General features: G+C 60.8%; 17 protein-coding genes. 5 read left to right on the forward strand and 12 right to left on the reverse strand.

Annotated features, from left to right (window positions below):
• Positions 1–59 precede the first annotated feature (59 nt).
• A complete protein-coding gene (locus tag FJW03_RS01400; protein ID WP_140763787.1) occupies positions 60–1727 on the forward strand; it encodes a hypothetical protein in 1668 nt (555 codons plus the stop codon).
• Between the two features lie 688 nt (positions 1728–2415).
• Here FJW03_RS01400 and FJW03_RS01405 read toward each other — a convergent pair.
• The 5 genes from FJW03_RS01405 to FJW03_RS30000 all read right to left on the reverse strand — a co-directional run bounded on the left by FJW03_RS01405 (position 2416) and on the right by FJW03_RS30000 (position 4947).
• Positions 2416–3249 (reverse strand): hypothetical protein, encoded by an 834-nt coding sequence (locus tag FJW03_RS01405; protein ID WP_140763790.1) that lies wholly within the window; start codon positions 3247–3249, stop codon positions 2416–2418.
• Positions 3250–3294: 45 nt separating this feature from the next.
• Positions 3295–3450 carry a hypothetical protein gene (locus FJW03_RS01410; RefSeq protein ID WP_181173244.1) on the reverse strand — a complete coding sequence of 52 codons (156 nt, stop codon included), beginning with the start codon at positions 3448–3450 and terminating at the stop codon, positions 3295–3297.
• A gap of 126 nt (positions 3451–3576) precedes the next feature.
• Positions 3577–3852, reverse strand: a complete 276-nt coding sequence (locus FJW03_RS01415; protein WP_140763793.1) for a hypothetical protein — start codon at positions 3850–3852, stop codon at positions 3577–3579.
• A 165-nt stretch (positions 3853–4017) separates the two neighbouring features.
• Positions 4018–4422 (reverse strand): hypothetical protein, encoded by a 405-nt coding sequence (locus tag FJW03_RS01420; protein ID WP_140763796.1) that lies wholly within the window; start codon positions 4420–4422, stop codon positions 4018–4020.
• A 402-nt stretch (positions 4423–4824) separates the two neighbouring features.
• Positions 4825–4947 carry a hypothetical protein gene (locus FJW03_RS30000; RefSeq protein WP_264296510.1) on the reverse strand — a complete coding sequence of 41 codons (123 nt, stop codon included), beginning with the start codon at positions 4945–4947 and terminating at the stop codon, positions 4825–4827.
• A 243-nt stretch (positions 4948–5190) separates the two neighbouring features.
• On the opposite strand from FJW03_RS30000, the gene FJW03_RS01425 reads away from it, so the two are divergent.
• From FJW03_RS01425 to FJW03_RS01435, 3 genes are all read left to right on the forward strand, one after another.
• The gene (locus tag FJW03_RS01425) at positions 5191–7740 is read left to right on the forward strand and encodes a caspase family protein (RefSeq protein WP_140763799.1); all 2550 of its coding nucleotides are present in this window, start codon (positions 5191–5193) and stop codon (positions 7738–7740) included.
• A gap of 1011 nt (positions 7741–8751) precedes the next feature.
• Positions 8752–9858 (forward strand): OmpA family protein, encoded by a 1107-nt coding sequence (locus FJW03_RS01430; protein WP_140763805.1) that lies wholly within the window; start codon positions 8752–8754, stop codon positions 9856–9858.
• Between the two features lie 7 nt (positions 9859–9865).
• Positions 9866–11104, forward strand: coding sequence for a caspase family protein (locus FJW03_RS01435; protein ID WP_140763808.1), 1239 nt, complete (start codon positions 9866–9868; stop codon positions 11102–11104).
• Positions 11105–11152: 48 nt separating this feature from the next.
• Here FJW03_RS01435 and FJW03_RS01440 read toward each other — a convergent pair whose 3' ends face one another.
• A complete protein-coding gene (locus tag FJW03_RS01440; RefSeq protein ID WP_226890550.1) occupies positions 11153–11689 on the reverse strand; it encodes a DUF6931 family protein in 537 nt (178 codons plus the stop codon).
• 213 nt (positions 11690–11902) lie between these two features.
• On the opposite strand from FJW03_RS01440, the gene FJW03_RS01445 reads away from it, so the two are divergent.
• Positions 11903–12406 carry an OmpA family protein gene (locus FJW03_RS01445; RefSeq protein WP_140763814.1) on the forward strand — a complete coding sequence of 168 codons (504 nt, stop codon included), beginning with the start codon at positions 11903–11905 and terminating at the stop codon, positions 12404–12406.
• Positions 12407–12583: 177 nt separating this feature from the next.
• Here FJW03_RS01445 and FJW03_RS01450 read toward each other — a convergent pair whose 3' ends face one another.
• The 6 genes from FJW03_RS01450 to tssL all read right to left on the reverse strand — a co-directional run bounded on the left by FJW03_RS01450 (position 12584) and on the right by tssL (position 24107).
• Complete coding sequence (locus FJW03_RS01450) at positions 12584–15028, reverse strand: M23 family metallopeptidase (protein ID WP_140763817.1); 2445 nt, start codon at positions 15026–15028, stop codon at positions 12584–12586.
• Positions 15025–15519: a DUF1036 domain-containing protein gene (locus FJW03_RS01455; protein WP_181165553.1), complete on the reverse strand. Its 495-nt coding sequence runs from the start codon at positions 15517–15519 to the stop codon at positions 15025–15027. Before FJW03_RS01455 ends, FJW03_RS01450 begins: the two co-directional genes overlap by 4 nt.
• 13 nt (positions 15520–15532) lie before the next feature.
• Positions 15533–18136, reverse strand: a complete 2604-nt coding sequence (locus tag FJW03_RS01460) for a serine/threonine-protein kinase (protein ID WP_140763820.1) — start codon at positions 18134–18136, stop codon at positions 15533–15535.
• Positions 18133–18912: a PP2C family protein-serine/threonine phosphatase gene (locus FJW03_RS01465; RefSeq protein WP_140763823.1), complete on the reverse strand. Its 780-nt coding sequence runs from the start codon at positions 18910–18912 to the stop codon at positions 18133–18135. Before FJW03_RS01465 ends, FJW03_RS01460 begins: the two co-directional genes overlap by 4 nt.
• A 135-nt stretch (positions 18913–19047) precedes the next feature.
• Positions 19048–22551 (reverse strand): type VI secretion system membrane subunit TssM, encoded by a 3504-nt coding sequence (tssM, locus tag FJW03_RS01470; protein ID WP_226890740.1) that lies wholly within the window; start codon positions 22549–22551, stop codon positions 19048–19050.
• Positions 22552–22601: 50 nt separating this feature from the next.
• Positions 22602–24107 carry a type VI secretion system protein TssL, long form gene (gene tssL / locus FJW03_RS01475; RefSeq protein ID WP_140763826.1) on the reverse strand — a complete coding sequence of 502 codons (1506 nt, stop codon included), beginning with the start codon at positions 24105–24107 and terminating at the stop codon, positions 22602–22604.
• Positions 24108–24235: the final 128 nt, after the last annotated feature.

Below are 24235 nucleotides of genomic sequence, written 5' to 3' on the forward strand. Positions count from 1 at the left end.
GGTTAGGCTCCCGCGCTGAGACGCAATTCTCTTACGAAGGCCGGTACTAGGAGCCTCCAATGACTGACAAACCTGAGATACCCGAAGCTCTTGGGCAAGGAATTAATAGCATCGGACTCCTTGAGCGCGGTGACGCAATTATTCGAGACAATTATCTCCCTTCAGAGTTTGCCGAAGAGACAATGGAATTGCTCTACGTTGATTCCTATTCTTCGCTATACTCATTTCTAAGTGTTAGTGCCCAGGCATCATTTTCTGGCTTTGAAGGAAAAGTCTCCGGTTCGATGGACTTTGTTCGAACTATCACCATGCGCAGCCAGAACATCTATTTTTTGCTAAGGAAGAGGTTTTTTAGCAAGCGTTACAGGTTGGTGAATGCCTCATTAACCGAGACGGCATTGACCCTACTTAAAACCTCCCGAGAGGACTTCCTTCGTACCTACGGCGACGAATTTGTGAATTCCGTTGAATATGGCGGTATATTGTTTGTGTTAATCGAAATCCAGATCGAATCCAGGTCTGAAACGGAACGTTTGCGAGCCGCGGTTTCGGGGAGCAGTGGTCCAGTGTCCGGGTCTGCAGACGTCAATAGTATATTGGCAAAAGCAAGTGGGGAGAATAGCATCAATCTGCAGGTCTCTTCCGTCGGGTTGAACGAGTCGCTACCTGCACATCGACCCGAGAAGGAAACAGTAACTAAGTACATCGATGGTGTTTTTGACTTTTGTAACAACTTCCGAGCAAAACTGGTAAACAGCGGTCTCGGCTCGGAATTGGCGTACAGCACGGTTAGTTATGATGTTGTCGATAACAGGGCAGGAATTCTGCCGCTTAGTTTTGACCTTCAAAAATCGATTTTACAGGACTGCGTCTACATTCGCGACGAGATTAATGCAAGGATCGATGTTTTTCGGTATGCGGCCATCAATCCCGATCAATTTGAAAACGGTGATAGAACCCTTTTTAATGGATCGCTTCAGCGGCTGGAGATGGCGCTGCGACAGGTCAACGACTTTGCGGCACGGTTGCTTGAGCGCCCAGCGGAAGTCACGGAAACGGTGGCGCTGAAGGAGGCCGATCTTCCGTCGTTGCCGGTTCCGATCCCGATAGTAGACATTCCTGTTCAAGTGACTCTAAGGAGCACCATTGACCCATTGCTCGGTGGTGGAACCTGTGAAGCATCGGGAGGCGCAGGCCAATTGGTACAGTTGCCCTTCCGTAGCTGGCGCGGGGTCGGTTTCTATCCTCCAGTGATGGTAGTTGACTTTGGCATCGCTCGTGGTGCTCGAGATGTGCGCATAGCATGCAGCGGAAGGTCACTGTCGTGTACGTCGCCATACATCGGGAAGTGCGAACCGGTTTATGTAGAAGGACTGGACGGTATAACCTGTGGTGATTTTGGGTTTTTTGGATTGAGGTTTCGTCTTTCTGGCAAGGACAGCTCAGACTACATGCTCAGGTACAGAGCCGCTTTAGATGATAGAACGGGTACCCCGAAGTACACTGCTTTTGGCCAAGGTGGAGACGTGATAGGGAGCATGGACTTTCCTACCCCAAGCGGCTTCAGTGATTTCGCTAAGCTTCCACCTCCGATTATAGGCTTGGAATTGCAACTGTTGCCCAAAAACATAAGCTTTGCACAAAGGATACTGGTGGTCGGCGGGGCCAGCCTAATAGCGTTGCGACATCCAATGGACCTACCGGCCCCGGCTTCTCTGTCCTCATAGTCCACGCCATCTGGAGCGACGGCACCTTCGACGTCGGCGATGCGGCAGCAAGCCATGCCGACGCCGCGCGGCGTTCGCACGGCAAGGCCCGCGGATGAGAACCGATGCAGACCAGGAACGACGGAACGCACGTTATCCTGCCTGCAGCCGCGCCGATCGCGAGATCGCCGGACCGCGCTCGATTGCCTGTGACGATGCTCCGTCAGTCAGATGGAAGAGTGCGCCACGACGGTTCCCGTGCTGCAAATAAGCAGCGCTGCTAGCCGTCGCAGAGCGCGGAAGACTGCACGGCGCATCGGAACTCGATGCCAGAATGCGGAATCGTGGCATGGAGTGTAGAATAGTGTATTATCGTAGTTTTTGAGAGTAACTACGATGGCAAACAGAGTTTTGAAGAATACGCCGATTAAGACGGCAAGATAAAAGAGCACGCATTGTGCGGCGGTTGATTCGTTGCTTTTGTTGTGTTTTTAATCATGCTTCGCAAATTGCCATTGCTGCGCACAATGTTTCACGAACAACTAAGTCGCCGTAGTTTCGAGAGTTTTCCCACATTGTTGCGTGCGGCAGCCAAGCCGCCGGCTGCGTTGGGATCGCTGTCACTGGCCAGGGGCGGGTAGAACCGAAGAGGGAAGAACTGGCGAACGATAACCGGCTCGGCGAGGCAAGCCTCGTTGGTCGTCCCCACTCAGGTGGAAGGCGCCAGGCTCGTCAGTTCTTGCCTCAGCAGCATCATCTGCCGCGCCATGTCCACGAACAATTGCAAGTACACATAGACCTGTTGGCGGGTTACGGTCGTCGCGACGGGATGACCGGCGTCATTGCGCGCGGTTCGGATCACTGTCTGAATCGTCCACACGACCTCTAGATTCTCAACTACGGACTTGGGCAGATCGCTTTTGATCGTGTCGATGGCCCTTCGGAATTTTTCGACTTTGGACCCGATGAACTCTGCCTTCTGAGCGCTGTTGAAGCGACTGCCGTGGTCCGGGTGAGTCGCAGCGACTTCGACCAAACGAGTGAACTCTGCTTCGGCCGCAACGCCGACCATCACGCACGCCGATAGCAGAAGACTTGCGTAGAAGGCGCCAGCTGCCTCGCGCAGATAGATTAGAGCCTCGTCACTTATGTCAGGCACCTGCTTTTTCACGAGCGCTATGAACGTCCCGGAATCATAGAAGCGCAACGGGCTCTGTGCAGCGAGTTCCTGACGGCCAAGGTGTGACACCCGAAACCAAGGCCAAGCCGGGTTATAGTCGTTTAGACCGAGCGTAATCATACCTTGACGAAACAAGTCCCAGAAGGCGTCGCGGGCCAACTCGGTATCGAAGGGATGGAGCGAATTGGCGCCATGGCTGACCCGGGCGCCCGCCGGCGCTCCTCCTTCTCGTCGCGCGAACTCGTCGGCGAGTTCCGAAATTAGAGATGCCCACTGTCGAGGAGGATCGTTGGGCCGCACTACGATATCGACGATGGCCTCTCGAATCTCTTCGTAGCTATGCTGTTTGGCGTTGTAGCTCATTCCCGTCCGGTTCCCAGTTCGGCGCGCCAATCGTAGGCCGGTGGTCTAGATAGGGGCCCACCCAAGATCCTGTTGCAATCGCTTTCGATAACCCGTTTTGATTTGCAAAGGGGCCTTGCGGACATACTCTTCGGCTTCAGCCTGTTCACCTTGGTTGATGAGCATCTTGAAGTGCTGCAGCACAACATCGTAGTCCGGCACGACGTTTGGGCTTCCCTTCAGTCCGGGTCTCAGATTTGTCCATACTACGGCATCAAGATTGTGAGCGGGAGCCCACCCGGAAATAGCTTGTGCACCGCGTCCGTGTGACGTCCCATCGACTTTGCGCTACCAGCCAATCGAATGCTGGATGTGCGCTTCGTTGATGCGCTCCCGTGACGCCAAGGCTTCCTTGGCGGCTTGTAGATTTGCGACTTTCATCAGCGTCCACAGAGTCGTAACCGGCTCAACGCCATCCGCGATTACAAGAGTTATGCGCTTTCGGCCCGATTCACGCGCAAACTCTATCGGCAATACCGGGCCGTCGTTTTTCCACCCACCCGTCACGGGGAAATCTTCTGGGTTCCAAATCAAGGATCCCCAACCCAAGCATGCGATCCTCATCTGCTCTCCTGGCCCCGTATAAGGTTCAGCTAAAACGACCCGGTCTTCGGTAGTAGATTCCGATCCGTGCGACTTACGCGCACTTTAATTTCGGCCCGTTCGCCCACTCGTACTTCAGAGTTCTTTCCACATTTGCAGGCGCGTTAGGTCCAACAATATCGCCGGTTAGGTAGTCGGCCTAGTGGTTCCCATACCCCAGCTGCGCACAGGCCATCTGCCCTCTGCGTCCTTTTCCTCTACTGTGAAATGAAAATCCTTGAATCGATGCGCTTCGAAGCGAGGCAGCATGTCCGAAAATTGCTCTCTGGTGACGTAGAGGGAGAGGCTCAGCGACGGCAGCTGATCGGCCTCAAAAAGAACGCCCGCGGGTGGTCTGCCTTCATTGGCGTTGGGGGCCATGGCCATTACGATTCCAGGCCATCTGAATACGGCATTCGGCATGATGAGCGAGGTAGCCAGTATGACGTAGGTGAACTCAAATGATTGTCTCGGCGGGCCTTGCTGCACGACCTGGCCAAAATTGACGTTGGCCGAGCCGACGATTTCGCCGCGCCATTCGCCAGCGACCATTTGCTTGCCCTGGCTGCGTCGGGCGAGCCTGCTTTGATCTCGCCGAATGGCTGCTATAGGAAATGATGTAGTCAAAGTTACGCATTCCGCGACGGCGGCTACATTATTCCAATCTTTTCAACAGGCTAAAAATCTGACGGCATTTTTGACGGTATTGAGTGGACCATCAATGTTATTTTTGCTTTAATATCAAATATATAGGAGACTTGTTGATGATCGAGTGGGAATGATTTGGGGCCTTCGCGCACTATCGCGTGCTATCGGAATACCCCTACAAACGACTGATTTAATAAGCAGAAATCTTCGCCCATCGATCGCGAACGATCGCGTGCAAAAGGACCGTTCTGACGTCTTTTTGACGGTACCGTTTTCTTGGCGCGCCAAAATCGAAAAAGTGCCTTTTCATTGGGAATCACCAGCTGCGTTTCCCGTGGATGTGTTCCATGCTGGCAGCCATCCTTTAGCGGCCAGGGCCGGATCGCCAGCTTCAATGGCCAGCGGAATACCGTCGAACATGATCTTCATGTCCTCGAGCTCCGCCGAAATCTCATTGCGCTTGCCGTTGCAGTCCGGGCGTCGATTCGCCCAGCTTATTGCGGTACCCACGCCACTGGGTTATTTTAACAGTTGATTGGGTGCGGCATCTGCCAGCCATCGCGGATGCCTTTCGTGCCTTGCCGTTTCGGCGGATGTGAAGTCTTTAACGGACCGCGGCGTCACGAGCTGTGTCTTGTGACCCGACAGGTCACTAACAGTTAAGGATGAGCCATGCTGCGATGTTGTGCGTTCATTGCGGCCCTGATCCTCGCGAGCTTCACGGCGTTCCAAGCTTGCGCCGATCGAAGGGTTGCGCTTGTCATCGGCAATTCCGAGTACCGCGAAATTCCGGCTCTGAAGAATCCGGAGAAGGACGCCGACGATGTGTCGAACACCTTCCGGCTGGCCGGATTCGACGTGTTCGTCGCTAAGGATCTCACCAAGATTGAGTTCGAAAAGCAGTTCCGCAACTACCTTGCGGCGGCGGACGGCGCTGATCTTGCGGTCGTGTACTATTCCGGCCATGGCTTTCAGATCGGCGGTGAAAATTTCCTGATCCCGGTCGATGCATCGCTCAGGAACGCGGCTGATATTGAGGTGCAGGCCGTAAAGCTCGATGATGTGCTGCAGCAGTTGCGCGCGAAATCGAAGATCCAGGTGATCATCCTCGACGCCTGCCGCAACAATCCGTTTCCGCGCAAGGACTATTGGTTGCGAGACCAGCTGATCGCTGCCGGCGACACCGGCCTTGCGCAGGTAAAAAGTTCGCTGAACACGCTTATAGCCTTCGCCACCGAACCCGGTGCTGTCGCTTATGACGGAAGTGGCGATCTCAGTCCTTTTTCCTCCGCCTTCTCCCGTCGCGCGCTGGCGCCGAACCAGGAGATACGCTCGGTGATGGCGGCCGTTCGCCGTGATGTGGTCGAGGCTACGGCCGGCAAGCAGGTGCCGTGGGAAAACTCATCGTTGATCGACGAGGTCGTCCTTATGCGTCGCACCAGCCGGCCCGCACTGCCGCCGGTGCTGGAAAAGGTCGTGCCGTCCGGCGTTGGGCCTGTCGCGCTCGACCTACCGGAGCCGGTCGATGTCGATGGCGGCGCGGTCACCGTCAGCATCGAGAGACCGCCGGCGTTGGGGCACCTGATTTTGGATGGCAAGCCGGTTGCGGCGGGTGAGTGGATCGCCGGCAAAGATCTTCCCCGATTGGAGATGGACGTGCCCAAGGGTGCTGGCGCCCAGGAAGAAGTCGACATGCTGGTCTATGCCACACGCGACAATTGGGGTGGCGAATCCCAGGGCATCCTGGTGTTCAGGGTCAAGAATGGGGAGGGCGCCGAGGGCAAGCAACTTGTGGCCTCGATGGAGTCCGAGCAGAAACAGGAAGTGGTGGAACGAGGCATTCACATTACCGGCGCCGCCGAAGCGATCGAGAACCGTGACGTACAGGTTCCCGTCGGCGTGGGCCCGGTTCCGTTGAAGCTGGATTTCCCGACCAAGGATCCCGCGGTCAGCCTGAAGCTTGCGAGCTACCCGGCAACCGGGACACTGTCCCTGCCGGATCGGACCTTATCTCCGGATTCGCGCCTGATGGCCGATGAAGTCGACCACCTGCGCTACGAACCCCAGATTGGCGCCGTCAAACCACTGATAGTCGGCTTTGAAATCAGGGCGGACAACGCTTCGTCGAAGCCGGCGACGATGAAGCTGTCACCAACCGTCGATCCCTGCGACAGGGAGGCCGGCGAGCCTCTCGACCTGCAGGGCGTCGTCCCCGGCCTGCTGCCGAACGAAATCAGCAGCAACGCCGTTGACGTCTGCCGGGCGGCGGTCAAAGCCTATCCGGACGTCGCTCGCTTCCGCTACCAGCTCGGTCGGGCGCTGCTTGCGGTCGGCAAGGTCGATGAGGCCAAGAAGGCGATCCAGGAGGCTGCCGACAAGGGGCACGTCCGCGCAGTGTTCGAGCTTGGCTACCTCAACGCGACGGGAACGGGCATGCCCGTCAATCGCAAGCAGGCCAATACCTTCTACGCTGCAGCGTCCGACAAGGGGGATCCCTATGGGATGACCTCGTGGGGCCGCGCCTTGTTCAATGGCTACGGCGTCGAGCGTGACAGCACCAAGGGGCTGGACCTGCTGCTGAAGGGGGCGGCGATGGGGCACACCTATGCCATGAACGATCTTGCGGCGATCTTCACGGAAGGTCGCAATGGCGTGCCTGCCGATCCAGCTCGCGCCGTGGCCTTCCTCAAAGCTGGCGTCGAGCGACAGGACATGTATTCGATGAACTTGCTCGGCCGCAATTATCTCGCCGGCACGGGGGTCGAGAAGGATCCGAAGGCAGCACTCTCGCTTTTTCAGAAATCCATGGATCTTGGCCAACCCTACGCCCCCGGCAGCCTTGCGCGCATGTACAGGGACGGTGTCGGCGTGCAGCAGGATCTTGCAGAAGCGCAAAGGCTATTCGAGCTGGCGACCGACCGCGGCGATCAGTCGGCCGCGTATGACCGCGCGGCTCTGGAGATCCAGAGGGGTGACAAGGCGGACCAGGCCGTGGCGGTGCGTTACCTTGCTTTCGCCGCCGCGCTCGATCTGCACAACGAAATTCCGGATGCCAGGAGCAGTCTGGCGAAGTTCGGAGCCAAGGCCAAGACGGCGGCTCTGAAGCGGATGCGTGAGGACCTCAAATCGAAGATTTCGGCGGACGGCACGTTGGACGATCGACTGGTCAAAACGGCCAGGGCGGTCTGGGAACAAGCCAACCCGCGCCGGGACTTGTTCTGATCAACGTGGAGGCGATAAGGTGGGCTGGGCATCGAAAAAACACGCAATCGTCGCAACGATCCTATCAGGCGCTCTGGTTGTCGCGGGGTGCACGACCGTGACGCCGAGAGCCGAGCCGACCCCCACGGTGAAACACAAGACGAAGGTCATTCGCACGACGACCGCGCCAAAGATTGTCGTTGCCAAGAAACTGATCAAACCCGTTGGGGAAACGCCTGAATCTCCGCCCCCCGTCTTACCGGCCATAGGCGGCGGCAATAGTGGTGGCAATAGTGGTGGCAACAGCGGCGGAAACAGCGGCGGCGGCGGTGGCGGCTGGGGAGGCTGACCAAAAGTTTCACTGAACTCGCTGATCGCCGCGCTCGGACTATGGCGACGCGCTCTCAGATGATTGCATGGCATGCGTCTTCAACCGCGCTCGACGGTTGGTAGTGGGTCAGTTTGAAATTCCGACCCGATCTCAATAGGCGCTTTCGCCTTGGCTCTGTCTGGAAATAGGCGCTTTCGCATGCCATCTTCAAGCCATGACAGATAAGCACCCGAAGCGCCCCCCGCGATCCAACCAGTTGGCGAAGTCGATGTCGCGATAGCCACCGGCGAGGCCGAAGATAAGAAGCCGCTCGCCATCGTTGCGCTTATCGAAGCGAAGGAAGCCGAGAAGCCAATGGCGCGCGGAACATACAAAAAGCTGTCCAATGTCTCAGAAATCTAGCAAATGGGTAGCCGTCGCCATTATGCTTGATAAAGCACCAGATGAGCCGGTTACCTGTCCCTTTTGCCAGACCGCCGCCCTCATAGTTTATGACGTGCCATTCGGCAATGAAGGTATGTTTGAGCGGTGGGTGCATTGCCCCCTGTGCAAAGAGGCGACCGCAATGCGGTGTGGTCCCCGAATTTCAAACTGACCCACTGCCCGACGGTTAGAGCCGCTCGCCAAGCAAGGGCAAGTGCTCTATGCTCCGATCGCATGTCGGTATCGATATTGGGTTGTCCTGGGCAAGGGGGCGTTCCGTGGTCGAAGTCGTCGCATTCTGGCGGAGGACGAAGGCAGGCGCTGCAGCGCAAGCCGCGGGTCTCATTATCATGGCAATGGCCGGATTGTTGCTGTTCTGGCCGCAAGCTGCCAATGCCGCGGCGAACTGGACGCTCGATCCTGGCGCCTCGGTGCTCACCTACCAGTCGGTGAAGAAGAACACGATCGTCGAGACCAACAAGATCAGGAACATCACCGGCACGCTGAGCTCCGCCGGCGACGCCAAGATCAGCTTCGATCTCAATTCCGTCGACACGGGCGTCGACCTCCGCAATGTGCGCATGCGCTTCCTGTTCTTCGAGACATTCAAGTATCCGACGGCCGAGCTGACGGCCAAGGTGGACCCGGCCGCATTCGCCGACTTGCCGGCCAAACGCCGGATCAAGGCAACCTTGCCATTCCGGCTGAGCCTGCACGGCGTCGACAAGGATCTGGAGGCGAGCGTCGTCGTGACCATGATCAGCGACACTCAGGTCTCCGTCGCTTCCGAGGCTCCCGTCGCGGTGCATGTCGAGGACTTCGGCCTGCTGCCGAACGTCGACAAGCTGCAGCAGGCCGCCAATGTGACGAACATAGTGCCCACCGCCTCGGTGTCCTTTGACTTCGTCTTCATTGCCGACGGCAGCAAGCCGGCTGCGGTGCAGACCGTCGCTGCCGGCGCCGCCGATGTCGGTCCGGTGGCCACCGATGCCGCGAAGACCAATTTCAGCGACGAGGAGTGCCTCAACCGGTTTGCCGTGCTGTCGCGCACCGGCGCCATCTACTTCCGCCCGGCAAGCGTCAGGCTCGATGCCAAGAGCCGTCCGCTGCTGGCGGAGGTCGAAGGTGTCGTCGGCAAGTGTCCGACGCTCAAGGTCGAAGTGTCCGGCTACACTGACTCCGACGGATCGCCCGAGGCAAACAAAACTCTTTCGGAACGGCGCGCCCAGGCGGTTGCCAATGCGTTGGTCGCCGACGGCGTGCCGCGCACCCAGATCAGTGCAGCGGGCTATGGCGAGGATCGGCCGGTTGCCGTCAACGACACGCCAAAGAACAAGGCGCTTAATCGGCGGATCGAATTCTCCGCCACGAAGCTCGCGAACTGAGGTCGGGGTGGGCTCCCGTCCAATCGCGTTTTGCGCCGGCTTGCTTCGCGGCGCTGGTCTTGCCGCCCTTGTCTTGCTTTTGACTTTGACGGTCGCCAGCGCCGAGCGCCGGGTCGCGCTCGTGCTCGGCAACTCGCAGTACCAGCACGCCGCGCCGCTCGCCAATCCCGTGCGCGATGCGCAGGCGATGGCCGAGCGCTTGCAGAACATTGGTTTCGAGGTGATCTCCGGCTTCGACCTTACCAAGCAGCAGACCCAGGCCACGGTTGCCCAGTTCGCCAAGCAGGTGCGCGGCGCCGATGTGGCGCTTTTCTTCTATGCCGGCCACGGCTTGCAGGTTTCAGGCAAGAACTATCTGCTTCCGGTGGATGCCGCGCTCGAGGACGAGACCTCGCTCGACTTTGAGACCGTGTCTGTCGATTTCATCCTGCGCCAGATGTCTCGCGAGACCAGCATAAGGCTGGTGTTCCTGGACGCATGCCGCGACAATCCCTTGGCCGATGTGCTGGCGAAGACCGCGGGCATCAAAGGTGCAAGCAGCGGTCTTGCGGAAATTCCGATCGAGAATGGCGGCGCGGGAACGCTCGTCGCCTTCGCGGCCAGTCCCAACCAGCTCGCCTATGATGGCTCCGGCGACCACTCGCCCTTCACGACGGCATTGCTCCAGCACATTGGGGAATCCAATGTCTCCATCACTGAAGCGATGAACAGGGTGACCAGCGACGTCTTCAAGGCGACCGCCGGCAAGCAACGCCCCTGGATCAATGTTTCTTTGACCACCGAGGTTGTCCTGCACAAGGTCGATCTCAACGCGCCGCTGATCGTCGGCGAGGCGAGCGTTCCGCCGGCTGAAGCCGGCTCCGGGACCCGCAACACCGGCGCGTCGTCAGGCCAGGCCGACGATCAGCTTGCGCTCGATCTTCTACGCGCGAAAATCCCCAAGCTCGCGACTGACGGCCCGATCCTTTTCGATCGTCCCGTCCAATTCGGCGACCCGGCGATCGACGGCAAGAGCATCGCCCAGTTGATCAGGAGCGAACCACTCTTCAGTCCGGTGGAAGGCCTCGACAAGTCGGTTTGGGAAGGCAAGCACTGCGACACCTGCCATGAGTGGAACGAAGCAAGATTGTGCGAGCAGGCGAAGAATTTCGCCGCCAACGACGTCTCGGTCCTGCGCCTGCAGCATCCGCTCGGTACCCGCTTCAAGGTCGCTCTGGCCAGATGGGCACAAGGCGGTTGCCGGTGATGCTGGCCTGATGCCAGCATGACGGCGAATAGGGATCGGCGAAAGCCGTTACGCCTCCATCTCCGCCATCTGGATGCCCATTTCGACAAAGGCGGAAAGCACGGTAAACCGGTCCCCCTGCGAGGCGCGGGCGAGCCCGGCCAGAATTCCGGCATTGACGGCGTGGGCGGCAGGAAATCCGGTCGACACCATGTTGAGGGTCGGCTCACGCCACACCGCTGCCAATGCGATCCAGGCGGCCGGCGTCGCCGGCGGCAGGTCCAGGGCATTGCTCAGGGCGGCTTGATGGTGAGGATTGTCAGGTTCGCCGACGCGGTCGTGGACAAGCGCCAGCAATTCCAGATCCCGGTCCGCGAGGAGCTCAACGAGATTGCTCAGGCATTCATGTCCCCACCAGACGGCGGCTCGCTCGGGCAGGAGATAGGCGCAAAATGTGACGGCTTCTTCCGGCACGCGTCCGGCAAGCAGGGCACGGCAAAAATCAAGCGGCGGCTGACCGGTGGCCAGCGATTTCATGTCCCTGGCGATGGCGGGACAAGCAAGAAACAGATCCCGTGCCGTTCTGTATCCGAGTTCATTGGCCATGGCTGCCACACCCCGAGAGCCAGCGGAATAGCACTGAAGCCTGTGGCCGGGCGCCGGTCAAGCGTCAGTGTTGGCAGATCCGGCAGCCACGAGCAGCACGCGTTTGTTCACAGACAACCGCTTCCCGATTTGATATGATACCCGCCAGCGAAATCCTCTCGGACAGGAGTGACGGTCATGCGATGGGGCAGTTCAGCCTTGGCATTGGCGGCCATGCTTCTTTCAACGCATGTCTGCGCCGATCCGCTTCAGAAGTCGGAAGACATCGTGAAGTTCTTCGCCGGCCAGCCAGGCAATCTGGGCGCATCGCGCGGCATCTGCGTCGGCACGGAGGAAGAGTGCAAGAGCAAGGCTGAGAAGACTGGCTCAGCTTCACAAAAAACCGGTCTCGACATGATGATCAATTTCGCCCTTGATTCCGCGCAACTCGACCAGATCGCGCGCACCGAACTCGACGAGTTCGCCAAGGCGCTGAAGGACAATCGGCTGAAAACGTTCAGCTTTGTCGTTGAAGGTCACACCGATGCAACCGGCTCGGATCGCTATAACCAGGACCTTTCGGAGCGAAGGGCGCAGTCGGTGGCGGCCTTCCTGACCGCGAACGGCGTGGAATCTACCAGGCTCGAAGCAATCGGCCTTGGCAAATCGCATCCGCGCGTCGCCAATCCTTACGATCCTGTCAACCGCCGCGTGGAAATGCGCATCAGGACCGAGTAGGCAATTGGCGCCAGGCCGATCCGTTAAAGGCGATACAGTCAAACGGGAGTCCAACTCCAGGAAAATCGTGAAACGGCTTTCCCGGGAAAAGCGCATCGCGCCTTCCCTTGGGAGTTGCCTCAAAACCAAAACAAAGAGATAGAGCGGTTCACCGTTTCCTCGAAGCGGTGAAATGCGCTAACCTGGCCCAGGCGTATCCTGGATTGAATCGAGCAGGGTCGCTATTGCCTGCTTGTATTTTTCGAACTCCGGCGATGTCTGCCTGAGTTCGGTCGTGGTCGTCGCCGGCTGGCTTACATCCGTCAAAACGCGCGGCGCTTTCTGTCCCATCTTCCGTTCGGCCCAGTCAACGACATAGCTGGCGGTCTTGCCGATGAGGAACGGGTTGGCCTCGATCACGGCCGAGCCCAGAACGGCCCTCAATTGCGACGAGCCGGGCGCGGCCAGCACCTGGTGCGCTCCCTCCATGCCAAGGAAGTGGCAGAGGTAAAGGCGGCCTGCCGTTATCTGGTGGCCGCGGGCGCGCAGATAGGCCTCGCCTTCGCGCGCGAGGTTACGCACCATCTCTCGCGACAAAGTCACGTCATAGCGAAGCGCGAGCAGGTCAGCGGTCGAGAGCGAACGGGCAAGATCGGGACGATAGGTGTTCATCATCCGGATCCAGGTCTTGGTGATGAACTGGCCGGCGCCGGTTGCTGACGAGTTGGGGTTCTTGGCACGGGCGCTGCCGCCGCTTTCGACATGCACGATCCGGTCGGTTAGCGTCTCGACGGCAGAATCGCCAGAGCTGCCGGCCCCGCCGGGATTGGCGGAATCAGCGCTGGCAACCGTGGTGACCGTCCCGAGGGGATCGATCGCTTCGCCGTTCTGATAAAGCTCGAAATGCAGATGCGGTCCGGTCGAGAGCCCGGTGGTACCAATATAGCCGATGACGTCGCCGGCCCTCACTTTGGTGCCGACGCCGCTGGCTATGGCAAATTTCTGCATGTGCGCGTAGCGCGTCTCGCGCCCGTTCGAATGGGCGATCTTGACCAGATTGCCATAGCTGCCGCCATCGCCCTGGAAACTGATCTCGCCGTCAAAGGCGGCCAGGATCGGCGTGCCGATCGGAGCCGCCCAGTCGACGCCATTGTGGATTCTAACCGTGCCGAGGATCGGATGCTTACGGGGGCCGAAGGTCGACGTCATCACCCCGCTCACCGGCGTGACCATGCCGTTGATGACGGTCAGCGAACGAACCTGATCATCGCCGGTCACGCAGGCATACTGACCGTCGCTTTGCTGGAAGACGAAGCAGTCGAGGTTCTTGTCCTTACCCAGGACGCCGACGTAAAGCACCCGTCCGGAGATATCGCCCTGGCCGCGCGGTGTCTGCGAGTAGATCAGCACCAAGCGCTGGTCCTCGCTGGCGAAAGCGTCCAGATCCTGTCCTCTCGACAGATACATGATCGCTTCGCCGATCACGCTGGTCGGCACCTTGTTGCGCGCCGCGGTCGAGTAGATTGCGTCGAGCAGGCGATACTGCCGCTTGGGCCCGCCCTGATCCGAGGCACCGGAATAGTTGAAGAGGTCTTCGCGGACCCAGGGGTCGACGCCTGAAACGAAGGCGCCGGCCGCATTGCGCGTCAGCGTACCGACATAGACGTTCCTTGCGTAGACGGAGACCTGCATCAGCGACATGGTCGTCGTCTCGCGGTTCGGCCGGAAACCGCGCAACGCGACCACAAAACCGGGTTCGAGTCCGTCGCGGTTGAACAGCGCTTTCAGCGCCTCGCCCGCAAGCCTGGCATCGTCCGCGGAGAAATGGGCGTCGAGCACCACGCTATTCAGGCTGCGGCCGTTGAGGATTTTCACGAAAGTATCCTCCGTGGCCTCGAAGCGCTGATATTCGCTGATGACGGTCTCGACGGTGGTGTTGTTCTCGATAGCGGTTTTCTTGAAGGCGGGGAGCGCTGCCTCGCCTTGGTCGATAGTCTCGCCCCAGCCGGCCTCAGGATCGTCTGCGTCGGCTTTGGGTGCCGAGCTGGCGGGGATATCGCCCTCTTCCGGCGGCGCCTGCAGGTCGTTCGCCAGATCGCTTCGTTGATCGTTGGGCGCCACAGCAGACGCGGGCGAAGTCGGTTGCTGCTCGTTCGGTGTTGCGGCGGAAGGCTTCGGAGCAGCCTGCCGCTGCGCCTGGAAAAAGGCAAAATCCTCCTGCGTCGAGGGGATTGTCGTCATGAATTTCTCGCTGGTGCTCAGCATCACGTCGGACAGAATCTCGATTTGCGGCGAAGCCCCGGAAGTGTCGAGTTCGGCCGGGCGCGCAACCGTATGGCCCTTCGAGGCGGTGTCGGCATCGGGCGCCAGCGTGATCCACATCGGGTCGCCGGCAAGGTCGATGATGGCCGGCACATAGACCGAGGCGTCGGGCGGCACGTCTTCCATACCTTCGACCGGATGCAGTTCTTCATCCTCGTCGCCGAACGACCAGTCATCCTTGGTCAGATAGAAGCCGGTGGCGATCGCGATGATGGTGAGCGCAGCAATGCCGGCAAGAAAGCGGCGCCAAAATTTGCGTCTGCGCTCGCTCTGGCGCGCCAGCTTCTTCCGTTTGAAGCTCGTGTCGATGCTGTGCGTCACGGGCTGTTTCCGGTCAGGAAATAGGTCCAGCGCACCTGCTCGAGCGTATCGACCTCGACGAAACGCGCCGCGATATGACCTCGCTGCCAGCACTCTTCGATGCCACGGATAGAGAAGCGGCGCCGATCGACACACATCTCAGTCGATCCGTCGAGGATCGCATGGCCGAACACGTCGGTCGCGTACAGGTAGATGTACCGGTTGGTCAGTTCCTCGCGGATGACGTTCACGCACTGGTTGGCGCCGATGGTCCACCAGCCGTCGGTCTGGTCGGCATTGTCGACCTTCTGTCCAACGGCGAGATTGACGACATCGAGCGTCTGGTTGCAGACGGTGAATTCGGCGTGCGCGCTGTTGGTCGAGAGGATAAAGAGCAGCGCCGCGCCGAACAGCGCGGAAAATGCCACGCGGGCGGAGAAGCCCAGCAAGAATCGAAACCAGTCTATGCGCGTCAAAGCCTGGCAAAATGAATGCAGGTAGCGAGGGTCCATCGGCGTTTCATATCTATCCGCCGAGCCGGAAATACTTGGCGGTGGCGGAAAACTGCGAACCGTCGGCCTCGATCTCCCCGAGGATCTTTGGCAAAAGCTCGGAGGCCGGTGTCGGTATCGAGAACATTGCCGCCTGAATGTCCCGCGGCCCGGTGATCACCAGCATGATCTGCGGCAGGGCCTTTCCGGCCGCCTTGTCGGCGGCGCCTAGACCGATCGGGATGCTGAAGGTCGCCTTGTCGGTTTGCGCCACCATGCGGTCATCGAGGTTGAAGGCGATGCCCCTGTGGTCGATCAGCATGACGTTGGAAACGAGCCCGCCATGCGTTACCAGCGCGCCGGTGATCGGCGCGCCATCCGCCACCGACGTCCGGTCGAGAACGAGCTCAGGCCTTTCCACCTGGTTCCGGTCGAGGAAGCGCAGAAAGTTGGTCACTTCACACTGGGGCTGCTCGATGAGACGGACGCTGATGTCCGGCTCGAGATGAAACCTCGTCTTAAAATCATTGAGCATCTGCTCGAAGGGCTGCACGGCTGTTGCAAAGCCTTCGATAGCGGCGGCGCTGTCTGTTGCCGATGTCAGCGACGCGTAGAAACAGTCGCCGCCGCTGAAGTCGCGCACCCATGAAGCGCGTTGCACCGTCTCGTCGGCCGCTTTCGCCGGCGGAAGCGCCGGCTTGGGCACATTGATCGCGACTTCGGTATTTCCGGGCTGCGTGGTCACCAGCGGCTGCGGCTGCCGAGATGGCTGCGCTGTCGGTGCCGGCGTTGGTGGCGTCGGCTGGCTGGCGGTCGGGGTCGGGGCCGCCGGTTTAGCCGGCGGGCTGGTCGGCTGCGCCGGTAACGGGCTCTCCGAAGTCGGCGGCGAGGAAGCCTTAGGCTTGGCCAGTTTGGAAAGCATGTCGACGAGATCCGTTGCGCTGGGTTTTGTCGCCGGCGGGTTTGCACTTTCCCCAGCCTTCGGCACCGACACGGGCGGTATTTGCGCCTGATTGTTGTTGGCCGTGAATTCGGGCTGGGCCGCCGGCGCCGGCCTTCCTACGGCCGGCGCGACAGGCTCCTGCTTGTCGGTGGTCGGCGGCTGGGCCGCCGACGCCTGCTCGGCGGGCTGCCGTGGTTCTGTTGCCGGCGACACCTCCGAACTGGGGGTCGCTACGGGGATTTCGATGGGCTTGGCTGGCTCCGGTTTCTGCTCGCCCGCCGCGTCTGCCTGGTTCTCAGCCGGTATTGGGGACTTCACCTGTGCATCCGGCAAGGCAGGTGGCTTCATTGTCCCGATAGGGGCAGCGTTGTCAGCTTTTGATGGCTCTGGCTGAGGCTGTACCGGTGATTTCGGCTGAGGTTTCGATGTTTCCGGCTGCGGCGTTTGGGCCACCGGCTTGGGGGCCTCCACAGCGGGTTCGGGCACCGGCTTCGGCGTCAGCGGTTTGAGTCTCTGTTCGACCGGCGGGCGCGCAAGGATCCCACTGAAGTAAAAGCCGCCCCCCGACAGGAGCGCCAGCGTCAGGAGGCCGCCAGCGATAGTCGGCATCCGCGACGACTTTCGCAGCGCAGCCGGCTTGGGCGCGCTGGCCGGCGCGGGCGCTGGCGCGGGCCTTGGTTGCGACAGATGCGCCGGCCGCACATGTTCGACGAAGCGCTGTTCGCCCGGAGACGCCGAAGGCTGGGGCCTGGACTCGGACAGCGCCGTCCAGCCGGCGCGCGGCAAGCCCGAGCGTTCACGCGAACCATACGATGCCGGCGGCAATGTCGCGTCGACATCCTCGCTACGCGTTGCCCTGGCGATCTCGGCCATGCTGGCCGGCCGATCGCGCGGATCCGGCTGCAGCATCGCGCCGATGAGCTCGTGGAAATCGGGATCGATGTCGGACAGGTCCGGCACGGTCCGGCGTTTCTCGATGACCTCGTATTGCGTGCCGCTCATATCGAGCGGCTTTCCGCGCAGCGCGGCGGCGAGCACCAGTCCGAGGCTATAGATATCGGACTGCTCGCTAACCTCACCGCCATAGAGGCCGAGCTGTTCCGGCGAAACGTAATTGTATTTGCCAGCGAACTTCCCGCCGATCAGCGTTTCACCGCCTGCGGCCGCCGACCGAGCGATGCCGAAATCGATGATCTTGGCACGTTCCACCCGTCCGCCAGGCAGGATGATGTTGTCCGGCGAGAGATCGCGGTGAACCGCGCCCGCCTGGTGCACCGCAGCGAGCCCCGACGTCAGGCGATGGCAAAGCCGACGCACTTCTTCCCCCGGCATCGGTCCGCGACGCATTACGTCGAATAGTGATTGGCCGTCCACGAACTCCATCGCGAGATAGGGCCGGCCAATCCTCGGATCGATGGTGAAGACGTGATAGCGCACCACCGCGTCATGCGACAGATGGTTGAGGATCGAAGCTTCCTTGCGGAACAGCGACAGGATCGTCTGGTCGCGGGCGAATTCGGGCAATACGATCTTGATCGCCACATGGTCGCCGGTTTGGATGTTGTGGCCGCGGTAGACTTCTCCCATGCCGCCGGATGCGATCCTCTCGTCGAGTTCGTAAATGCCGCTGAGCTGCGTGCCGACGCCAGCATAGGTGACGTCCGTCGATATCCGGGTCTTGTCGTCGTCGCTCATCTCGCCAGGCTCTCCGCTCCGGGCTGATCCGAATGGGGCGCATCGTTGCGCCCGCCGCCGATCTTCACGAGTACGATGGTCACATTGTCGGTTCCGCCGCGCGCCAGCACAGTCTCCAGCAGGTGCCGGCACGCCGCCTGCGGTGTTGCGGATCTCACTGCGGCTTCGATCTCGGCATCGCTGACATGCGCCGTCAGCCCGTCGGTGCTCAGAACGAAAACATCCCCCGGCATCAGCTCGCCCTGCTGGAAATCGATCTCGAGCTCATCGCTGACGCCGACGGCATGGGTGATGACATGGCGGCGCGGCCAGGTAAGTGCTTCCTCAGCGCTGATCATGCCGCGGTCCAGCAGTTCCTGGACCTCGGTGTGATCCTTCGAGACCTGAAGGATCACGCCGTTGCGGACCAGATAGATGCGGCTGTCGCCGGCCCACAGGCCGGCGAACCGTCCGTCCATGGCAAGCAAGGCCGCGAAGGTGGAGCCGATGGTGATGCCGCGGGATCGAGAGATGTTGCGGATCTCAGAATTGGCGCGGCTCATCCGGTCTTCGAAGCGCGCGCGAAGGTCCGGTGCCGAGCTCGCGATGCCGATCGTCGCCAGATGATCGACGATGCTGGCCGACGCGACCTCGCCGGCCTCGTGCCCGCCCATGCCATCGGCCACCACCCAGAGACCGGTCTGCGGCTCTATCAGGTAGTTGTCCTCGTTGTGGTCGCGCACGCAGCCCTTATGGCTCACGCCGAAGCTTTCGATGGGAAGGACGGCAGTGCTCAATTTGCCACCAAGCGCTTCGCGAGCGTCCTCTGCGACCAAGCATGGGCAGCGCGCCCACGCTACTTTGCCACAACCGCATAGATTAGAGTACCAAAATGAAGGCTGAAGCTGGCGGTGCGCTGGAACACAGGCCTGTCAGAACGCCTTCGGACAGCTGAAGCTGGACAGGGCTGGCAGCAGGAAGGGATTGGTCCCCGGTCCGGCCTGGATCGTGTAAGCGACATCTCGTCCGCCGATCACGAAGCGGGCTTCGGTGTTGGCGCCATTGGCGGTGATGGTCGCCTTGTCCAACAGGCGCTTCAAGGCCCACGGTCCCTCGAATTTAAGAGCGGAGTCGCGGCCTGGCATTTCCGGCAGCAGGGTGAGACTGGCGGAAGCCGAGGCCGTGCCGTTCGGCCACGTCACTGTGCCTGGCGCGTTCCCCGTCTGGCTGCTCTGGACGGTCTGGCCGTCAATATCGAGAACCGCGTTGTCCGCGTCGCCATTCAGCGAAAAAGGCGTGATGGTGATCGAAACCGACGGCACCGAGCCGCCGGAAGGGAAGAAGGCGCTGCGGATTTCGGCGGCCGACTCAAATGATTTCAGGGTCGACTTCGCCAGGTCGCGGCTGGTGCGGGCATCCTGTCTCCAGGTCCATTCCTGGCCGGTCATGTCGATCAGCGTCGCAAGGTTCTGCGCGAAGAAGCGGTCCATCAGCCCGCCCGGCGCGAAAAGCTTGGCGAAATCCGCCATCGATATCTCTTCCGTGCCGTCGCTGGCGAAGGGATAGCGACCGTTGACCACCTGCTCGCAGACTTGTGTGACCGTCTGGTCGAGATTCTTGTTGAGGTTGGCCACCGAGGCTTCGGCGACATTGCCCTCAAACTCGTCCGCTGCCGCGTTGATCATGTGCGCAAGCGGCTTCGGAAGACGCGAGACATTGGCGCGCAGCGTGGAGATCTGCAGCTGCAGGTTGGCGTTGAACCGTTCGGTCTGTGAAGGGACATCGGCGGACAGCTTCAGGCTTTGAAAGATGTCGCGGAAATTCCGCGTCAACGCATCGAGCGGCCGCCGTCCGCTGGCGCCGCTGACCAGGGACTGGAAGGATCGAAACTGTGCCTCGACGCTCGCGCCGGCATTCTGCGCAACAGCCGACCCAGAGCCGGCACGGCTCTGTGACTTGCCGCCGGCGATCTGCAGGCCGATGCGTGCCAGACCCTTGGCCATGCTGGCGGGGTCCTCCCGTGTCGCGCTGCTCTCGCCTTCGGCCATGGTGTCCTCCTTCGTCAATGCGGTCTCATCGGCGACCGCCGTGAAGAGCTGATCGAGAGGCGAGTCCGGCGCGGCGAGGGCGGAAAGCGCCAGATATTGAGGCTTGTCCTTGAGCAACGCCTTGAACTTCAGCTGGTCGAGTACACCGTTCCATGCGAAGGAGAATTCCTTGCCATAGCGGTCGATCAGCTCGGGACCGAGCTTGGGCAGGTCCTGGTCGATGCCGCCCTGTTCGCCGCCGCCGCCAAGCACCCACTGGTCGTTGACGAGCATCTGCGCGATGCGCGAGAGTTGCGGCAGGAAGAAGCGGTTGAAGCCGGCGCGCGTGTAAAGCCCGGGAATGTTGAGATCAGCGAGGTCGCTGCCATCCACGCGTTCGAACAGGAGCTGCGCCTCAGGGCCGGCTTTCGCTTCGACGGAAAAGTTCTCCAGTCTTGCGGCGTAGATCGCCGACTTGATCAGCGCCGAAGCGCGGTCGGCAAGGCTCATGCGCCCAAGCGAGCGTTGCGCGGCTTCGATCAGCGGCTGGTTGAGTTCGAAGGCGGGATCATAGGCGTCGTCGAGTGCAAGCATTGCGCGCAGATGCTTTTCGAGCTGTGCGCGGCCCTGGCGGTTGTTCTCGCCGGGATAGCGGTTCTCTTCCCAATCCTGCCTCATCCAGGAAACGATCAGCTCTTCATCGACCTTGGGAGCCTTGCCGCCCAGCATCAGGTAGATCTTCAGCGGCTCGTAGAGCGCGATGGGATCGGCCATCCTGGCTTGGATGGTCCGCTCCGCCTGCACCAGGAGCCGGGAGCGGAATGTCCGCTCGAGCGCTTGCCGATAGGCAGCCCTGGAGGCCGACAGCAGCCTCTCGCGCTGGCTAAGCCCGAACGTCTCCTCGATCGGCTTTCCCTGATCGCCATTCTCGTACCCGGCCGGCAGGTTGCGCAGCTGGTCGAGCGGGCCGATGACGTTTTCCAGGTCGACGTCGGTCACCGTCGTGCTCTTGAGCAGCGAATCCGCGCTGTCGCGATAGTGCGCCATGGCCTGCCTGGTGGAGGCGATCAGAGATTTGTTGGCAAAGAAGCTGAGGCCGAGCACGCCGAGCGCCGCCAGGGCGGCCAGCGCAATCGCGGCGAGGCCACCAAGCCTGGCAAGCCTGGCGCGCCGTTCGGCCGTCCGGTCGAAGGATACCCAGCCCGATTCCGCGAAGATCACATTGGTCAGGAGATCGTGCAGGAAGAAGCTCTTGCCGGTGCCGGAAAGATGCGCCTGCGAGGCACTGCCGAAGCTGCGGCCGATTGTGCCCAGCACCTGGTCGAACGGTGTTCCTTCCTGAGTACCGGAGGAGAAATAGAGACCCCGCAGGCTGACATTCACCCGCAATCGAGAGGCATCGAACAAACTGCCGATGAAATGCGTTATCCGGTTCCTGAGTGCGCCAAACTGCGCCGGGAAGCCGAAGATGGCTATGCGCGCCACAGGGTCGGCCTCTTCCTGCAGGCGATCGACAACTTCTTCTGCCAAGCGCTTCGCCAGCCCGTCGAATTCGGCCGGTGCCTCGCCGGCCATGTTCCTTGTGCGATCGGCGGTCTGGAACGTCGCGCCCCACACCTTGCGCCTGCGCGCCTCGTCGAATTCACCGAAATAATCCATGAAGCCGGAGACGAGATCGGCTTTGGTGAAAAGCAGATAGACGGGAAACTGGATATTCAGCACCTCGTGCAATTCGCGCAGGCGGTTTCTTATCTCGGCGACATGCGCCTCGATTTGCTGGTCGTCGAGACCAATGAGATCAGCGAGGCTGATGGCGAGGATCACGCCGTTGATCGGTTGCCTGGTGCGGTTCTTCTTGAGCAATCCGAGGAAAGCAAGCCAGCTTGCCTTGTCGCGCTCGCGGTCCGATTCCTGCGTCGTGTAGCGGCCGGCCGTGTCGATCAGCACCGCCTCATCGGTAAACCACCAATCGCATGACCGCGTGCCGCCGACGCCGGCCACCGGCTGGGCATTGCCGGAGCCCGCAAGCGGAAATTTCAGCCCGGAATTGACCAGGGCCGTTGTCTTGCCGGCGCCTGGCGGGCCGATGATGATGTACCAGGGAATATCATAGAGGAAGTTGCGCTTGCCGCTCGTCCGCTTCAGCGTCGCGATGGCTTCGCTCATGCGCGCTTCGAGCGCCTGTGAATCGTCGTTCCGCTCGTCTCCGCGCACAATGGCCGTTTCGAGCGCCTTTTGCGCCTTGCGCCTTTGCCAGAAGCGAATGCCATAGAACAGCGCCAGCACCGCAATGGTGACGCCGATGATCACTGCCCTGAGCCAGATGGATCCAAGCGGGTGGGTATCGGCGAAGCGGATCAGCGGTCCGGCATACCAGACGGCGGCCGAGTAGCCGGCCAAGGCAAGCATGCTGAATATCCGCAGCGCCCAGCGGATCAGCCGCTCCTCGCCGCGCCCGCTCACAACGTCTCGTCCTTTGGGATCATCACGTCGACGCGGCGGTTCCTGGCGCGGCCATCCGCCGTCGCATTGTCGGCAATGGGCTCGTCTTCGCCCTTGCCGTCGACGCTCAGACGCGATGGATCCTTCAATTGCTTGGCCATCATGGCCTGCACCGCTTTCGCGCGCGCGACGGAGAGATCGAAATTCGATTTGAACGTGCTCGACTTCTTCGGCTTTACATTGTCGGTGTGGCCGACGATCCTGATCGGTCCGGGTTCGGCGTCGAGCGCCGTGGCGATATCCGCCGCGATGGGCTGGAACTGTGCCTTCAACTCAGCCTGGCCGGATGCGAACAAAAGCTGGTTGCTGATCTCGACAACGATAAAGTCGCCCTTCGTGCCGACGCTCAGTCCGCCAGCGGCGATCTCCTTGGCGAGTGTAGCGCGGATGCGGTCGATCTGCGTGGTGCTTGGAGGAACTGGCGGCGGCGGGTTGGCTTGCACCGGTTCAGCGGGTGCCGCCACACTGGCGCGTTCAATGGTAACCGGGGTAGAAGGATTGAGCGCCAGCAACTCGCCGGCGGTTGCATCGCCTTCATCGGTGATCAATATCCGTAGACCGAAGAAGGCGGCAGTCACCAGAGCCGTCGCGGCAGCCGCAATCGCCCAGAGCGGCAGCCTCCTCCTTGGCTTGGCCATCGCCGCAGCCATGCCTTGCCACCGCGGAGAAATGTCCTCGGGGGGGCGCGGCCTGAAATAGCGCAGCGTGTCGTAGACGTCGCGCCGGACGCGTTCGAGCATGTTCGGCCCGCCAGGCAATCCCCGGTACTGGCCTTGGAATCCCAGCGACAGGCAGGCATGCATCAATTCGAGCAGGTCGTAATGCGCTTCATGCTTGGCGAGGATATTGTTCAGCGCTTCGTAGAAGCTGGCGCCTGTCGGTTGCATGTGGAAGAACTGCACCACCAGACTGTGCTGAAGCCAGGTTTCCTTGTTCGGCCAGGGCAGGTTGCCGACGAGATCGTCGGCGGTTTCGCAAAGTGCGAATTTCGCGATCCGCGCATCTTCTTCCACGATGCCGGCTTTGGCGACGGTACGGTCGAAGGTCTCGATGGCGTCTGCTATATGCTCCGCCAAGGCCGCCGCTTGCCGTTCGACCGGGATCAGCCGCAATTGACCGAACAGCAGAAGCAAAGGGCCCGCAGCGGCAAGGAGAGGATTTGCGGCGGCATACTCCACGCCAGCAGTGGCGTCGAGCAAGACATCCTGCTGCAATGCCGGTGTCGCTGCGGGCATCATTCCGTGCTTGGCCTCCTGGACGACCACGGTTCCGGACGACCAGCCGGGCGGCACCTGCCGGCCGACGCCGGGGTCGAATACGGTCGATTCCCTGGCGGGCGATGGACGAGGTCGCACGCTTTGCGGACCGGAACTACCGGGAGCCACGAGCGGCTTTTGCCTTGGCCGCGGCGCGCGGATGACGGTTTTGTCCGGCGGCTCGGAGGGATCGTCCTTCGAGCTCATTGGCGCACCATCGTAGGGGTCCAACGAGCTTCTTTCAGGTCCGATGAAAGATGCGCACCGGGCTGAGTATCAACAACGAGCCGCACGGAAAGACCGATCTTGCCGAAACATGACATTCCTGCACACGC

This window comes from Mesorhizobium sp. B4-1-4, assembly GCF_006439395.2.
Taxonomy (GTDB): Bacteria; Pseudomonadota; Alphaproteobacteria; order Rhizobiales; family Rhizobiaceae; genus Mesorhizobium.

Excerpts from the sequence above, each read along its gene's own strand:
- FJW03_RS01400 (WP_140763787.1), top strand. The coding sequence starts at position 60 with ATGACTGACAAACCTGAGATACCCGAAGCTCTTGGGCAAGGAATTAAT.
- FJW03_RS01405 (WP_140763790.1), bottom strand. The coding sequence starts at position 3,249 with ATGAGCTACAACGCCAAACAGCATAGCTACGAAGAGATTCGAGAGGCC.
- FJW03_RS01415 (WP_140763793.1), bottom strand. The coding sequence starts at position 3,852 with ATGAGGATCGCATGCTTGGGTTGGGGATCCTTGATTTGGAACCCAGAA.
- FJW03_RS01420 (WP_140763796.1), bottom strand. The coding sequence starts at position 4,422 with ATGGTCGCTGGCGAATGGCGCGGCGAAATCGTCGGCTCGGCCAACGTC.
- FJW03_RS30000 (WP_264296510.1), bottom strand. The coding sequence starts at position 4,947 with ATGAAGATCATGTTCGACGGTATTCCGCTGGCCATTGAAGCTGGCGAT.
- FJW03_RS01425 (WP_140763799.1), top strand. The coding sequence starts at position 5,191 with ATGCTGCGATGTTGTGCGTTCATTGCGGCCCTGATCCTCGCGAGCTTC.
- FJW03_RS01440 (WP_226890550.1), bottom strand. The coding sequence starts at position 11,689 with ATGGCCAATGAACTCGGATACAGAACGGCACGGGATCTGTTTCTTGCT.
- FJW03_RS01445 (WP_140763814.1), top strand. The coding sequence starts at position 11,903 with ATGCTTCTTTCAACGCATGTCTGCGCCGATCCGCTTCAGAAGTCGGAA.
- FJW03_RS01455 (WP_181165553.1), bottom strand. The coding sequence starts at position 15,519 with ATGGACCCTCGCTACCTGCATTCATTTTGCCAGGCTTTGACGCGCATA.
- FJW03_RS01460 (WP_140763820.1), bottom strand. The coding sequence starts at position 18,136 with ATGAGCGACGACGACAAGACCCGGATATCGACGGACGTCACCTATGCT.
- tssM (WP_226890740.1), bottom strand. The coding sequence starts at position 22,551 with ATGCTTGCCTTGGCCGGCTACTCGGCCGCCGTCTGGTATGCCGGACCG.
- tssL (WP_140763826.1), bottom strand. The coding sequence starts at position 24,107 with ATGAGCTCGAAGGACGATCCCTCCGAGCCGCCGGACAAAACCGTCATC.